The sequence below is a fragment of the Streptomyces sp. NBC_00704 genome (genome assembly GCF_036226605.1).
In the GTDB taxonomy this organism is placed as follows: Bacteria; Actinomycetota; Actinomycetes; order Streptomycetales; family Streptomycetaceae; genus Streptomyces.
Genome location: NZ_CP109000.1, coordinates 1,646,487 through 1,658,234 on the forward strand (window position 1 = coordinate 1,646,487; position 11,748 = coordinate 1,658,234).

13 protein-coding genes are annotated in these 11,748 nt (G+C 74.5%); 6 read left to right on the forward strand and 7 right to left on the reverse strand.

What is annotated here, in order from left to right; translation table 11 throughout:
* Positions 1-11 precede the first annotated feature (11 nt).
* Positions 12-785, forward strand: a complete 774-nt coding sequence (locus OG802_RS07300; protein ID WP_329408346.1) for a DUF72 domain-containing protein — start codon at positions 12-14, stop codon at positions 783-785.
* Positions 786-1,253: 468 nt separating this feature from the next.
* Here OG802_RS07300 and OG802_RS07305 read toward each other — a convergent pair whose 3' ends face one another.
* Positions 1,254-1,622, reverse strand: coding sequence for a GntR family transcriptional regulator (locus OG802_RS07305; RefSeq protein ID WP_329408349.1), 369 nt, complete (start codon positions 1,620-1,622; stop codon positions 1,254-1,256).
* Positions 1,623-1,691: 69 nt separating this feature from the next.
* On the opposite strand from OG802_RS07305, the gene OG802_RS07310 reads away from it, so the two are divergent.
* Together OG802_RS07310 and OG802_RS07315 are read left to right on the forward strand one after the other, a co-directional pair.
* On the forward strand, positions 1,692-2,621 hold the full coding sequence (locus OG802_RS07310) for a GNAT family N-acetyltransferase (protein ID WP_329408350.1): 930 nt from the start codon (positions 1,692-1,694) through the stop codon (positions 2,619-2,621).
* On the forward strand, positions 2,602-3,105 hold the full coding sequence (locus OG802_RS07315) for a DUF402 domain-containing protein (RefSeq protein WP_329408352.1): 504 nt from the start codon (positions 2,602-2,604) through the stop codon (positions 3,103-3,105). The genes OG802_RS07310 and OG802_RS07315 overlap by 20 nt, the downstream gene beginning before the upstream one ends.
* 56 nt (positions 3,106-3,161) lie before the next feature.
* On the opposite strand, the gene OG802_RS07320 is transcribed toward OG802_RS07315, so the two are convergent.
* Entirely contained in the window at positions 3,162-3,779 is a 618-nt protein-coding gene (locus OG802_RS07320; RefSeq protein WP_329408354.1) for a class I SAM-dependent methyltransferase, read from the reverse strand.
* Positions 3,780-3,930: 151 nt separating this feature from the next.
* Here OG802_RS07320 and OG802_RS07325 point away from each other — a divergent pair, with 151 nt between their 5' ends.
* On the forward strand, positions 3,931-4,065 hold the full coding sequence (locus tag OG802_RS07325) for a hypothetical protein (protein WP_329408356.1): 135 nt from the start codon (positions 3,931-3,933) through the stop codon (positions 4,063-4,065).
* Between the two features lie 56 nt (positions 4,066-4,121).
* Here the strand turns inward: OG802_RS07325 and OG802_RS07330 are convergent, their stop codons facing one another.
* Positions 4,122-4,598, reverse strand: a complete 477-nt coding sequence (locus OG802_RS07330; RefSeq protein WP_329408358.1) for a GNAT family N-acetyltransferase — start codon at positions 4,596-4,598, stop codon at positions 4,122-4,124.
* Between the two features lie 166 nt (positions 4,599-4,764).
* On the opposite strand from OG802_RS07330, the gene OG802_RS07335 reads away from it, so the two are divergent.
* Entirely contained in the window at positions 4,765-4,974 is a 210-nt protein-coding gene (locus OG802_RS07335; protein ID WP_329408360.1) for a hypothetical protein, read from the forward strand.
* 84 nt (positions 4,975-5,058) lie between these two features.
* On the opposite strand, the gene OG802_RS07340 is transcribed toward OG802_RS07335, so the two are convergent.
* Both OG802_RS07340 and OG802_RS07345 read right to left on the reverse strand, forming a co-directional pair.
* Positions 5,059-5,955 carry an esterase/lipase family protein gene (locus tag OG802_RS07340; RefSeq protein ID WP_329408361.1) on the reverse strand — a complete coding sequence of 299 codons (897 nt, stop codon included), beginning with the start codon at positions 5,953-5,955 and terminating at the stop codon, positions 5,059-5,061.
* A gap of 171 nt (positions 5,956-6,126) precedes the next feature.
* A complete protein-coding gene (locus OG802_RS07345) occupies positions 6,127-6,570 on the reverse strand; it encodes a MarR family winged helix-turn-helix transcriptional regulator (RefSeq protein ID WP_329408363.1) in 444 nt (147 codons plus the stop codon).
* Between the two features lie 138 nt (positions 6,571-6,708).
* Here OG802_RS07345 and OG802_RS07350 point away from each other — a divergent pair, with 138 nt between their 5' ends.
* Positions 6,709-7,083, forward strand: coding sequence for a cupin domain-containing protein (locus OG802_RS07350; protein WP_329416977.1), 375 nt, complete (start codon positions 6,709-6,711; stop codon positions 7,081-7,083).
* Between the two features lie 12 nt (positions 7,084-7,095).
* On the opposite strand, the gene OG802_RS07355 is transcribed toward OG802_RS07350, so the two are convergent.
* On the reverse strand, positions 7,096-8,100 hold the full coding sequence (locus OG802_RS07355) for a DNA polymerase Y family protein (protein WP_329408365.1): 1,005 nt from the start codon (positions 8,098-8,100) through the stop codon (positions 7,096-7,098).
* Positions 8,097-11,717: a DNA polymerase III subunit alpha gene (locus OG802_RS07360; RefSeq protein ID WP_329408367.1), complete on the reverse strand. Its 3,621-nt coding sequence runs from the start codon at positions 11,715-11,717 to the stop codon at positions 8,097-8,099. Before OG802_RS07360 ends, OG802_RS07355 begins: the two co-directional genes overlap by 4 nt.
* Positions 11,718-11,748: the final 31 nt, after the last annotated feature.

The following is an 11,748-nucleotide window of genomic DNA, read 5'->3' on the forward strand; positions in this document are numbered from 1 at the left end:
TTGATGGAGGTATGACGCTGTACGTCGGTACGTCGGGCTGGCAGTACAAGGACTGGAAGGGCGTGCTGTACCCGGCGGACGTGCCCGTGCGGCGGTGGCTGGAGGAGTACACCGCCCACTTCGCCACCGTCGAGATCAACAACGCGTTCTACCGGCTGCCCTCGCGGGAGACCTTCGCGTCCTGGGCCGAGCGCGTCCCGTCCGACTTCACCGTCGCGGTGAAGGCGAGCCGCTTTCTGACCCACATCAAACGGCTGCGCGACCCCGAGGAGCCCGTGCACCGGCTGATGGCCCACGCGGCGGGGCTCGGGCCGCGCCTGGGGCCGGTGCTGCTCCAGCTGCCGCCGACGCTGCGCGGCGATCCGGGGCTGCTGGACGCCTGCCTGGCCTGCTTCCCGGCGGGCGTCCGCGTCGCGGTGGAGCCGCGGCACGACTCCTGGTGGACGGCGGAGGTGCGGGAGGTGCTGCGGTCCCGGGGCGCGGCCCTGTGCTGGGCCGACGTCGCGTCGCGGCCCGTCACCCCGCTGTGGCGCACCGCCGACTGGGGGTACGTCCGCTTCCACCAGGGCCGGGCCCGGCCCTGGCCGCGCTACGGGCACCGGGCGCTGGAGACCTGGGTCGACCGCGTCGCGACGACCTGGGCGCGCGACGCCGACGTCTACGCGTACTTCAACAACGACCCGGGCGGCGCGGCCGTCGGCGACGCGGCGCTGTTCGGCCGGACGGCGGAGCGGGCGGGCCTGCGGGTGACGCGCACACCACGCGCACTCGCCGCCCGCGGCTGACCACACCCGCCGCGCCGCCCCGCCGGCCCCTCCCCCGCGGGCACGTCACGCGCCGGGCCCTCCCACGACGTGCCCTCCCGCGACGTGCCCTCCCGCGCCAGGACGCACCCGACCCGGCCCGCACCGCGGGGCCCTCACCACCGGTCAGGCACCGCGCGACCCGCACCACCGGTCAAGCGCCGCACGACCCGCACCGCCGGTCAGGCACCGCGCGGCCCGCACCGCCGGTCAGGCAGCGCGCGGCCCGCACACGGATCAAGCACCGCCGGGCCCTCGCCACGGGTCATGCACCGCGCGACCCGCACCACCGGCCAGGCACCGCACGGCCCGCACCACCGGTCAAGCACCGCACGGCCCGCCGCCGGTCAAGCGCCGCACGACCCGCACCACCGGCCAGGCACCGCACGGCCCGCACCACCGGCCAGGCACCGCGCGGCCCGCGCCGCGCCAGCGGTCAAGCGTCGTCCGTCATGCCCGGTAGGCCGCCCGGAGGGCCTCGCGGACGGCGGCCGTGGCCTCTTCCTCGGTGAGCCCCAGCCGCAGGGCGCGCTCGGCGTAGGCGTCCGCGGCGCCGGCGGCCTCCCGGTGCGCGGCCGGGCCCGAGGCGGCGACGAACGTGCCGTTGCGGCCCCGCGTCTCGATCACCCCGTCGGTCTCCAGCGCCCGGTAGGCCTTGGCGACGGTGTTCGCGGCGAGGCCGAGCGACTCGGCGAGGCCGCGCACCGTCGGCAGCCGGTAGCCGACCGGCAGCGCTCCCGACCGGGCCTGCTCGGCGATCTGCGCGCGCACCTGCTCGTAGGGTGCGGCGCCGTCATCGATATGGATCTTCAAGGTCACGGGCCGATTGTCCCGCACCGGCGGAAAATGGGAGGCGTCCCCGGGCCGGCCGACCGTAGCGTGCGGCCCATGACCGTCACCGTGCGCGACCTGCGTCCCGAGTCCACCGCCGACATCGAGGGCTTCGTCCGGGTCCGGCACCGCGCTCTGCCCTACGTGTTCTTCAGCCCGGCCTCCGTGCTGCACGGCCTCACGCTCTCCCACCCCGGCGCCCACGCCCGCAAGCTGGTGGCCGTGGCGGACGGCGAGATCGTCGGCACGGCCCAGGTGAACGTCGTCCATGACAGCCCGGAGCCGGGCCAGGGCGCTCTCAACGTGTACGTGGATCCGGCGCACACCGGGCGCGGGGCGGGCGCGCTGCTGGTCAGGACGGCCGAGGAGCACCTCGCGGCGCACGGGGCGACGAAGCTGTTCGCCTGGGTGCTGGACACGCCGGGCGACCGGGCCTTCGCCGAGCGGCGCGGCTACCGGGCCGGGCGCGGCGCCCACTTCCTCCGGCTGGACCTGGCCGGGGCCGCGCTGCCGCCGTTGCAGGATCCGCCGCCCGGTGTGCGGCTGCGCACCGCCGCCGACTTCGCGGACGATCCGCGCCCGCTGTTCGAACTGGACGCGGAGGCGGGCTCCGACGAGCCGGGCGACGTCGCCACCGAGCTGAGCGACTACGAGGCCTGGGTCGACGAGTACTGGAGGCACCCGCATCTGAACCGGGAGCTGACCACGGTCGCCGTGGCCGACGGCCGCCCGGTGGCCTTCAGCGTGGCCCACACCGGCACAGCGGGCAGGTATTCCACGGGGATGACCGGGACCGCCCGTGCCCACCGGGGCCGGGGTCTGGCCAAGCTGGTGAAGAACCACTCCCTGCACCGGGCCCGCGCCGCGGGGTACACGCAGGCGCACACGGGCAACGACGCGGGCAACGACGCGATGCTCGCGGTCAACCGGTGGTTCGGGTACGAGATCTGCGCGTCGGAGGTGCGGTATGTCCGCGAACTCGGCTGAGCCGGTGGGTCAGGTGGACGTCGTCCTGGTCAAGGCCGGGCGGACGAAGATCCGTTACGCGGCCGAGGTGCTGTCCGACGACGGCTCGCGGATCACGGTGCGCGCGCCCTGGGCCGGTGCGGGCGTACGGGACTTCGGCTTCGTCCGCTTCGAGGCGGGCGACGTGTTCACGGAGCACTACTGGCGTGAGCGCTGGTACGCGGTCAAGGAGGTGCGCGACGCGGCGGGCGGCCTGAAGGGCTGGTACTGCGACGTCACCCGCCCGGCCGTCCTGTCCGGCGGTGAGCTGGTCGTGGAGGATCTCGACCTGGACCTGTGGCGTTCCGCCGACGGCAGCGACGTACGGCGGCTGGACGAGGACGAGTTCGCCGAGAGCGGGCTCACGCGGCGGGACCCCGCGGCGGCCGCCGCCGCGATGGCCGCCCTGGACGAACTGGAGGCGCTCGCCCGCGTGGAAGGCGGCCTGGAGTCGCTCCTGGCCTGAGCGGCCTGTCGGGGCCGTCAGGTCAAGCCGCTCAGGACCTCAACGCTTGAACTGGTTCATGAGACGAGGGCCACCACCGCGTACCGCTCGTCGGTCACGGGGCCGCCCCACAGGCGGACGTCCTGCGACAGCGGCTCCACGCGCACGTGGTCGCTCAGCGGGGCGAGCAGCGCGGTGAGCCGGTCCGCCGGTATGCCCACCGGTGCGACGGTCCCCCACAGGCCCTCGACCAGCACGAGCCGCCCTCCCGGACGCAGCAGGGCGCGCCAGTGGCGCAGGACCCGGGCGGGGTCGGGCAGGGTCCACAGCACGTGCCGGACGAGCAGGACGTCGAAGCGCTCCTCCCCGACGGGCGGCGCAGCGGCGTCACCGACCAGGAACGCGGCGTCGCGGCCGGCGAGTTTGGCGCGGGCCAGGCCGATCATGGCCGGGGACAGGTCGACTCCCGTCACCCGGTGTCCCTGTTCGGAGGCGAGGAGCGACAGACTGCCGGTGCCGCAGCCGAGGTCGAGCACGTCGCAGCGGCGGTCCGGCAGCCAGGCCCGCAGCCGGCCGGCCCAGGCGGCGCGCACGTCCGGGTCGCGCAGTCCGTGGTCGGGCTCCTCGTCGAAGGCGGCAGCCGCCGCGTCCCAGTCGACACCGGGCGAAGTCGTCGCGTCACTCTTCTCACTCATGTGCCCCACAGTGACACCTGCCACTGACACTCGAATGACGGTCGAATCGTGACACCCGCCACTGACAGACCGGGGGACGATGAGGAACTCTCCCCGAAAGGGTCTACCTCCGTGAGAACGCGGAACTCGGTAGCTCCTCAAGGAGGCAGCCATGCGCCGCACGACCGTGCAGAAGCCCCTGAAGAAGACGGACACCCGCAGGATCCGCGAGGAGGCCGACGAACGGCCCGCCGGACGCCCGGAGGTGCGCAAGGACATCGCGCGCACCTGGTGGCCGGACGGCTGACGTTCCGGCGGCCCGGGCGCGCGCCCCTGGCGGCGCCGGCCCGCCCGAGGACGCTCTCAGTCCAGCCGCTTGCGGTAGTGGAAGCGTTCGTACGCCCCGTCCGCCCGCCGCTCCACGAGTTCGTAGCCGTGGCGCGGATAGATCTTCTGGTTCTCCCACATCATCACGTGCGTGTACAGCCTGACCTCGGGCAGGCCCAGGGCACGCGCGTGTGCGTCGACGAAGCGCAGCAGCCGCCCCCCGACACCTGTGCCGCGGACCTCGGGGTGGACGGCGATGCTGTCGAGGAACAGATGGTCCGCGCACGCCTCGACGACCACGAGACCGGCCACCGCGCGGCCGGGCGCACCGTCCGCGGCCGGGGCGCCGGTGACGAACACCTTCCCCACGGCGACGTCCGCCGCGTGGTCCGCCTCCATGGGCCGGGGCACCAGCCCGATGCGCTCGATGTAGGGCGTGTACGCCGCGTCCGTGACGGCCTTCACGGCCGGGACGTCGGCCGCCGTGCCGGGCCTGATCTCCTCGTTCGTCATGCGGTGGACGCCCCCTGTCTGATCTCTGCCTCAGCTCTTCCTTAAGGCGACCCTAAAGATCGCCTCGAACCGTCTCCAGCAGGGGTTTTCACGGTTTCCTGGTTGCGGCGCGGTTCTCGCCGCAACCGTCCGCCCGCCCGACGCCCCGGTTCCCAGGAGACCTCTCATGCCCGCACGCCGCAAGGCCGCCGCCGTCGCCGCCGCCGGTCTGGCCCCGCTGGCCCTGACCGCGCTGGCCGCCGGGCCGGCGGCCGCGCACGGCTCGACGATCGGTCCGGTCAGCCGGGTCGCGCGGGCTGCTGTTCGCGTCGGTGCGCAGACGGGCGGCGGCCGGCGGCCACGGCCGCTGAGGCGGCCGCACGACTCCGGGGCCTGACCGGCGGCTCAGGCCGGACAGGCCCCGGCGGAACGATCCTGCAGAGCGGGCCCCGGCGGCGCGGGGCCCGCGGCGGGCCCGGTGTCAGCTCAGCACGGACGCACAGGTGGTGGCGGTGGCGTGGGCCGGGTCGAGGGCGTTGGCCACCTCGTGGAAGGCGATCCGGTCGAGCAGCCCGATCGCCACGTGCTCGGAGAGGTCCACCGGGCACAGGTCCTGCAACAGGACGTTGCGCACGCCGGAGCCGCTGAGGTACTGGCTGCGCCAGGGGGTCGCCACCTCGTCGTATCTGGTGGCGATGACCGTGTAGCGGACGCCGGGGACGGTGTCGCCGCCCGCGTTGAGCCTGGTGAGGAACTCCGATCCGGGCAGCTGGTCGGCGAGGCCGGGGGTGGCGGCCGTGATCAGGTCCTCGGCGCCGGGGAAGTACGGGAGCAGCTTGGTGAGTCCGCTGAGGGTGGCGCCGTGGTTGTCGGGGGCGATGCCGACGAGCGCGCCGACCTTGGCGGCGCCGCCGAGGAACTTCAGGTAGTAGCGCGGCATCATGCCGCCCTGGGAGTGGCCGACGAGGTCGACCTCGGCCGCGCCGGTGGCGGCGAGCACCTTGTCGACGAAGGCGGAGAGCTGTCCGGCCGACGCGTCGATGGGGCCGAGGCCGTGGAAGAGCGGGACGCCGGGCAGTTGGCCGTAGTCGACGGAGAAGACGCAGTAGCCGCGGACCGTGAGATAGGGGGCGAGGGCCAGCCAGTTGTCGACCGAGTTCCCGAGCGTGCCGTGCACGAGGACGACGGGGCGGGGGTGGGCGGCGGAGGGCTTGCAGCGGTAGTCGTTCCAGCCGCTCGCCGCGGCGTTGACGGCGGCGGCCTCGGCGCCGGCGCCGACGGGGTCGGCGTGGGCGGCGGAGACGGCGGGGACGGTGAGGGCCGCGGCGGCCAGCAGCAGGGCGGCGAACGGTCGGAACACACGCTTCCAGGGCAGCATCGGTTGATCTCCTTGCGGATCAAGGGAGGTGCGATGGCCTTACGCCTGTGATCCGGATCACGAGGATGCTGTTCACTCGTCAAGTTACGGGCGAGTAAGTGAAGTGTGAAGTTACGCGTCGGTAAAAACTTCCAGTGATAACCACGGCGGCCCGCTGCTACTGATAGGCGATCACCAGACGGGGCGAATGGGGCCCTCGGGGGCGATGCGCGCCAAATGGGCGTACAGAGCGCTCAGTCGCTCCTCGCCGAGCACCTCGCCCCAGGCCCGCACCGCCTCGGCGGCCGCTTCCTCCGCCGCCCGGGTGCAGTCGCGGCCGTGCTCGGTGAGCACGATCAGCCGGGCGCGCGCGTCCCCGGGATGCGGCCGGCGCTCGACGTACCCCTGGCGCACGAGCTCCTCGACGAGCTGGCTCGCCGCCTGCTTGGTGACGCCGAGATGGACGCCCAGCTCGGTGACCGTCGCGCCGCCCCGGGCGAGCCGCGTGAAGGCGAAGCCGTAGGAGGGCCGCGCCTCGAAGCCGCGGGCGGTGACGCCGTCGTCGATGCGCCGGGTCAGCTCCCCGGCGGCGGCGAGCAGGACGGCGGACAGGGCGAGGGCTTCGGAATCATGCACGGCCGCAATTGAAACACCCTTGACAACATGGTCAAGCAGCTTGACCATAGAGGAACTTAGTCAAGCTTCTTGACCATCTGCTCGACCATCTCCTGCTCGACCATCTCCTGCTCGACCATTTCCTTCCTGGAGGCACCCGTGCCCGTCGTCCGCTCCGCCGAAGCCGTCACCCACGAGATCCACGGCGCCCGCTTCGTCTCGTACGCCACCCCCCTCACCGGCAGCAAGGAGCTGTGCGCCTGGCGGGGCGAGATCCCCGCCGGGACCAGGGCGCCCGCGCACACCGTCAGCCGGGAGGAGATCTTCCATCTGCTCGTCGGCGAGCTGATCCTCACCCTCGACGGCCGCGCCGAGCGGATCAGGGCCGGCGACACGGTGATCGTCAACCCGGGGGCGACCCTGGCCGTCGAGAACCCGACCGACCACACCGCGCTGTCCTGGGTCACCACGTCCATCGGACTGGAGGCGGAACTCGCCGACGGCACCCGGATCGCTCCCCCGTGGGCCAACTGACCCCGCCGCCCCTCACGCCGCCAGCGTCCCCGGCTTCACCGCGTCGGGGCCGAACTTCGCCCGCACCCGGTCGGCGACCTCCTCGATCCGGCGGACCTTCTCGTCGACGGGGTCGAAGGTGAGCTGGTGGGAGGCCTGTTCGGCGGGGCCCAGCGCCTCGGCGCGCAGGACGACCGCACGGACCCGGGCACGCTGGAGGCCGAGCGCCTCGTACAGTCCGTACGCCGCCCCGGTCAGGGCCGCCGAATGCGCGGTCGGCTCCTTCAGGGTGCGGCTGCGGGTGGTGGAGGCGGCGGTCCCGCCGATCGAGCCCGGCCGGGAGCGGGGGGCTCCGGCGTAGCGCACGGTGAGGGTCAGGGTGCGGCACACCTTCCCCGTCGCGCGCAGCCGGACGCCCAGTTCCCCGGCGGCCGAGAGCAGGGCCCGGCGGTGCCGGTCCGGGTCCACCTCGTCGCGGTCGAAGGGGCGTTCCGCGGCCAGCGACCGCGACACGGAGTTCGGCACCACCCGGCCCCGGTCGACGCCGTTCGCCTTCTCGTGCAGCTCCCGGCCCGCCCTCGCGCCGGCCAGGCGCTGGAGCGTGGACAGGGGTGCGGCGGCGACCCGGCCGAGGGTGTCCAGGCCGTACTCGCACAGGACGCGGGCGGTCGCCGCGCCGACCCCGGGCAACGCGGTGACGGGCTGCTCGGCGAGGAACGCGCGCACCCCGTCCGCGGGGACCGCGCGGGTCACCCCGGGCCGGGCGTCCCGCAGCGCCATGCGGGCCGTCAGCGGGCCGGGGCCGGCGCCGATCACGCAGTCGACGCCGTGCAGCGCGAGCGCCCGCACCCGGACGACCGAGGCCAGCTCCACCGCACTGCGCCCGAAGTACCGCTCGGCGCCCCGCAGATCCGCCAGCGCTCCGTCCGGCGGCAGCGCCTCGACGACCGGTGTGAACTCCTCCAGCAGCCCGAGCAGCGCCGGCAGGGCGGCCTCGCGCGCCGGAGGGAGCTGGAAACGTACGCAGAGGATGGTCATCCCGCACTCCCCGGACTCTGGTGCCACAACTTCCTTCCCACCGCGGGCCCTTCGCCCGCGGGGCGCAGATCGGCCCAGGGGTGCATCTCGTACCCCGTGGGCATGCGGAGCCGACGCCGCTTCATCGCGTCCTGGGCGGCCGAGCCCGCCGGCGCGGGCGGTCCGTCCGAACCGGCGAGCCGGCCGCGCGCCGGGCCGTCGCCGTCGCCGGGGGCGCCCGCGCCGGGACCCTCCGGGGCGGCCAGCCGGGCCGCGACCCCTTCCAGCCCCTCGTCCCGGCGCACCTCCAGCAGATCGGCGAGGTTCCAGGCGGCCGAGCCCACCACGCTGAGGCTGCGCGGCCCGCGCCGCTGCACCACCCCGCGCACCAGCAGCAGCCAGGAGTGGAAGACGGTGTGGGCGCAGGCGTCGTGGGAGTCCTCGAAGAAGGCCAGGTCGACCAGGCCGGTGCCGTCGTCCAGGGTGCTGAAGACGACCCGTTTGCCGGACCGGATCGGCGGGGTCTGGGTGGCCGCCTTGGCGCCCGCGACCAGCACGGTCTCCCCGTGCCGCGCCTCCCGCAGCCGCCGGGCCGAGACCACGCCCAGCTCGGCGAGGAAGTCGCCGTGGTCGTCCATCAGATGGTGCGAGACGTCCATGGACAGCACGCCCAGCTCGGCGCTGAGCCGCTCGGCGGAGGTCAGGTCGGGCAGGCCAGCCGGGGCCGTCCGGCGCCCGCCGGCCAGGGGGAGCTGCCCGCCGCCCGCCCCGCGTCCGCCCCGGTGCAGCTCGGTCAGGTGCAGTTGCAGGTCACGCCGGTTGCCGCCGAAGGCGTCCAGTGCGCCGACCTGGGCGAGCCGCCCCGCCAGCGGCCGGCTCGGACGCGCCCGCTCCCAGAAGTCCACCAGCGAGGCGTACGGCTGCCCGTCCGCGATCCGCGCCGCCTCGGCCTCGCTGATGCCGTGGACGTCGGAGAGGGCCAGCCGCAGCCCCCAGCGTCCGGCGGAACCAGCCGGATCGCCGGGACCGGCCGTGTTCGGGGATTTCGTCGGTGCCGTCGACTCCCTCGATGCAGACACCGGGCTTGATTCAGACACCAGTTCGATACGGTGGGCGACGCCCGACCGGTTCACGTCCAGCGGCAGGATCGGCACCCCGCGCCGCCGGGCGTCCGCCAGCAGCAGCCGCTTGGGGTACATCCCGGGGTCGTGCGTGAGCAGTCCGGCGTAGAAGGCCGCCGGGTGGTGCGCCTTCAGCCACGCCGACTGGTACGTCGGGACGGCGAAGGCGACCGCGTGCGCCTTGCAGAAGCCGTAGGAGCCGAAGGCCTCGACGATCTCCCAGGTCCGCTGAATCGTTTCTGCGTCATAGCCCCGGGCCGCCGCGTGCTGGGCGAACCACACCTTGATCCGCCCCTGGGACTCCGGGTCGGACAGCCCGCGCCGCACCCGGTCCGCCTCGCCCCGCCCGCAGCCGGTCATGATCGCGACGATGTCGATGACCTGCTCGTGGAAGACGACGACGCCGTAGGTCTCCCGCAGCGGCTCCGCCAGGTCGGGATGCGGGTACCGGACCGGCGCGCGCCCGTGCCGGGCCTCGATGAACGGCCGCACCATGTCGGCGGCGACCGGGCCGGGCCGGAAGAGGGAGATGTCGACGACGAGATCGTGGAAGGCGGCCGGCTGCAACCGGCCCACCAGGTCCCGCTGGCCCGGCGACTCGATCTGGAAGCACCCCAGCGTCTCGGTGGACCGGATGAGCCGGTACGTCGCCGGGTCGCCCTCCTCGACCGCGTCCAGGTCGACGCGCTCGCCCGTGGCCCGCTCCACCTCCGCCACCGCGTGCGCCATCGCCGACTGCATCCGCACGCCCAGCACGTCCAGCTTGAGCAGCCCGAGGTCCTCGACGTCGTCCTTGTCGAACTGGGCCATCGGGAACCCCTCGCCGCTGGTGGGCACGACCGGCGTGCGGGAGAGCAGGGAGGCGTCGGACAGGAGCACCCCGCACGGGTGCATGGCGACTCCGCGCGGGAGGGCGTCGAGAGCCTCGACCAGATCCCACAGCCGCCCGTACCTCTCCTTCTCCCCTGCCAGCGCCCGGAGTTCGGGCAGTTCCGCGAGGGCCGCGCGGGCGTCCCGGGCCCGGATGTGCGGGAAGGACTTGGCGACGCGGTCGATCTCGGCCGGGTCCATGGACAGGGCCGCGCCGACGTCCCGGATCGCGTGCCGGACGCGGTACGTCTCCGGCATCGCGACCGTCGCCACCCGCTCGGCCCCGAAGCGGCCGATGATCGCGCGGTAGACCTCCAGCCGGCGCGCGGACTCGACGTCGACGTCGATGTCGGGCAGCACGACCCGCTCCCGGGACAGGAAGCGCTCCATCAGCAGCCCGTGCTCCAGGGGGTCGGCGTGGGCGATGCCGAGGAGGTGGTTGACGAGGGAGCCCGCGCCCGAACCGCGCGCGGCGACCCGGATGCCCATCTTCCGTACGTCGTCCACGACTTGAGCGACCGTCAGGAAATAGGAGGCGAATCCGTGGTGGGCGATGATGTCGAGTTCGTCGTGCATCCGCTCCCAGTACGCCCGCGCCGTCGCGGAGCGGTCGTAGCCGCGCAGCACCATCCCCGCCGCCGCCCGTGAGGCCAGCGTCCGCTGGGCGGTGCGGCGGTCCGCGCCCACGAGACGCGGCTCGGGGAAGTGGACGGCGCCCATGCCCAGGTCGTCCTCGGGGTCGACCAGGCACTCGGCGGCCGCGGCCCGGGTCTGCTCCAGCAGCCGGTGGGCGACGTCCCGCCGGAAGCCCGCGGCCTCCACGATCCGCTGCGCCGCCCCGAGCATGGCGTCCGCGCCCTTGAGCCAGGCCTCGCCCGAGTCCAGTTCCTTGGCGGGGTCGACGGGGACGAGCCGGCGGGCCGCGTCCAGGATGTCGGCGACCGGGCCCTGGCCGGGGTCGGCGTACCGGACGGCGTTGCTGAGGACGGGCCGGATCCGCTGTTCGGCGGCGAAGCCGACGGTGCGGGCGGCCAGCCGCAGGGAGCCGGGGCCGGTGCCGGTGCGCCCGTGCCAGACGGCCTCCAGGCGCAGGGCGTCGCCGTACGCCTCGCGCCAGGGGGCGAGGAGCCGCGCGGCCCGGTCCGGACGGCCCGCGGCGAGTGCGCGGCCGACGTCGGAGGCCGGGCCGAGCAGGACGGTCAGGCCGTCGCCGTGGTTGTCGGCCCAGGGCAGCGCGGGCGGGGCCGCGCCGTCCCCGTCCCCGCGCGCGTGCGCGGCCGTGACCAGCCGGCACAGGTCGGCCCAGCCCTTCGCGCCGTCGCGGGCGAGGAAGGTGACGCGGGGCGTCGACTCGTCGACGAAGGCGCCGCCGCGCACGGGAGTGCGGCGGCGGTCCCGGCGCACGGACGCGTCGCCCTGCGGGCGCTCGGGCGCCGTCACCGCCAGGTCCACCCCGAACAGCGGGCGCACGCCCGCCTTCGCGCAGGCCTTGGCGAAGCGGACCGTGCCCGCGAGGGTGTCGCGGTCGGTGAGGGCGAGGGCGTCCATGCCCCGCTCCGAGGCGCGCTCGGCCAGCCGCTCCGGGTGCGAGGCCCCGTACCGCAGGGAGAACCCGGAGACGGTGTGCAGATGCGTGAACCCCGGCATCCGCACCTCCCGCATCGCATGAGCCCGATCG

What these genes read in the sequence shown, in the direction of transcription:
- OG802_RS07300 (WP_329408346.1), top strand. Translation starts at nt 12, where the DNA reads ATGACGCTGTACGTCGGTACGTCGGGCTGGCAGTACAAGGACTGGAAG.
- OG802_RS07310 (WP_329408350.1), top strand. Translation starts at nt 1,692, where the DNA reads ATGACCGTCACCGTGCGCGACCTGCGTCCCGAGTCCACCGCCGACATC.
- OG802_RS07315 (WP_329408352.1), top strand. Translation starts at nt 2,602, where the DNA reads ATGTCCGCGAACTCGGCTGAGCCGGTGGGTCAGGTGGACGTCGTCCTG.
- OG802_RS07320 (WP_329408354.1), bottom strand. Translation starts at nt 3,779, where the DNA reads ATGAGTGAGAAGAGTGACGCGACGACTTCGCCCGGTGTCGACTGGGAC.
- OG802_RS07325 (WP_329408356.1), top strand. Translation starts at nt 3,931, where the DNA reads ATGCGCCGCACGACCGTGCAGAAGCCCCTGAAGAAGACGGACACCCGC.
- OG802_RS07330 (WP_329408358.1), bottom strand. Translation starts at nt 4,598, where the DNA reads ATGACGAACGAGGAGATCAGGCCCGGCACGGCGGCCGACGTCCCGGCC.
- OG802_RS07335 (WP_329408360.1), top strand. Translation starts at nt 4,765, where the DNA reads ATGCCCGCACGCCGCAAGGCCGCCGCCGTCGCCGCCGCCGGTCTGGCC.
- OG802_RS07340 (WP_329408361.1), bottom strand. Translation starts at nt 5,955, where the DNA reads ATGCTGCCCTGGAAGCGTGTGTTCCGACCGTTCGCCGCCCTGCTGCTG.
- OG802_RS07355 (WP_329408365.1), bottom strand. Translation starts at nt 8,100, where the DNA reads ATGACCATCCTCTGCGTACGTTTCCAGCTCCCTCCGGCGCGCGAGGCC.
- OG802_RS07360 (WP_329408367.1), bottom strand. Translation starts at nt 11,717, where the DNA reads ATGCCGGGGTTCACGCATCTGCACACCGTCTCCGGGTTCTCCCTGCGG.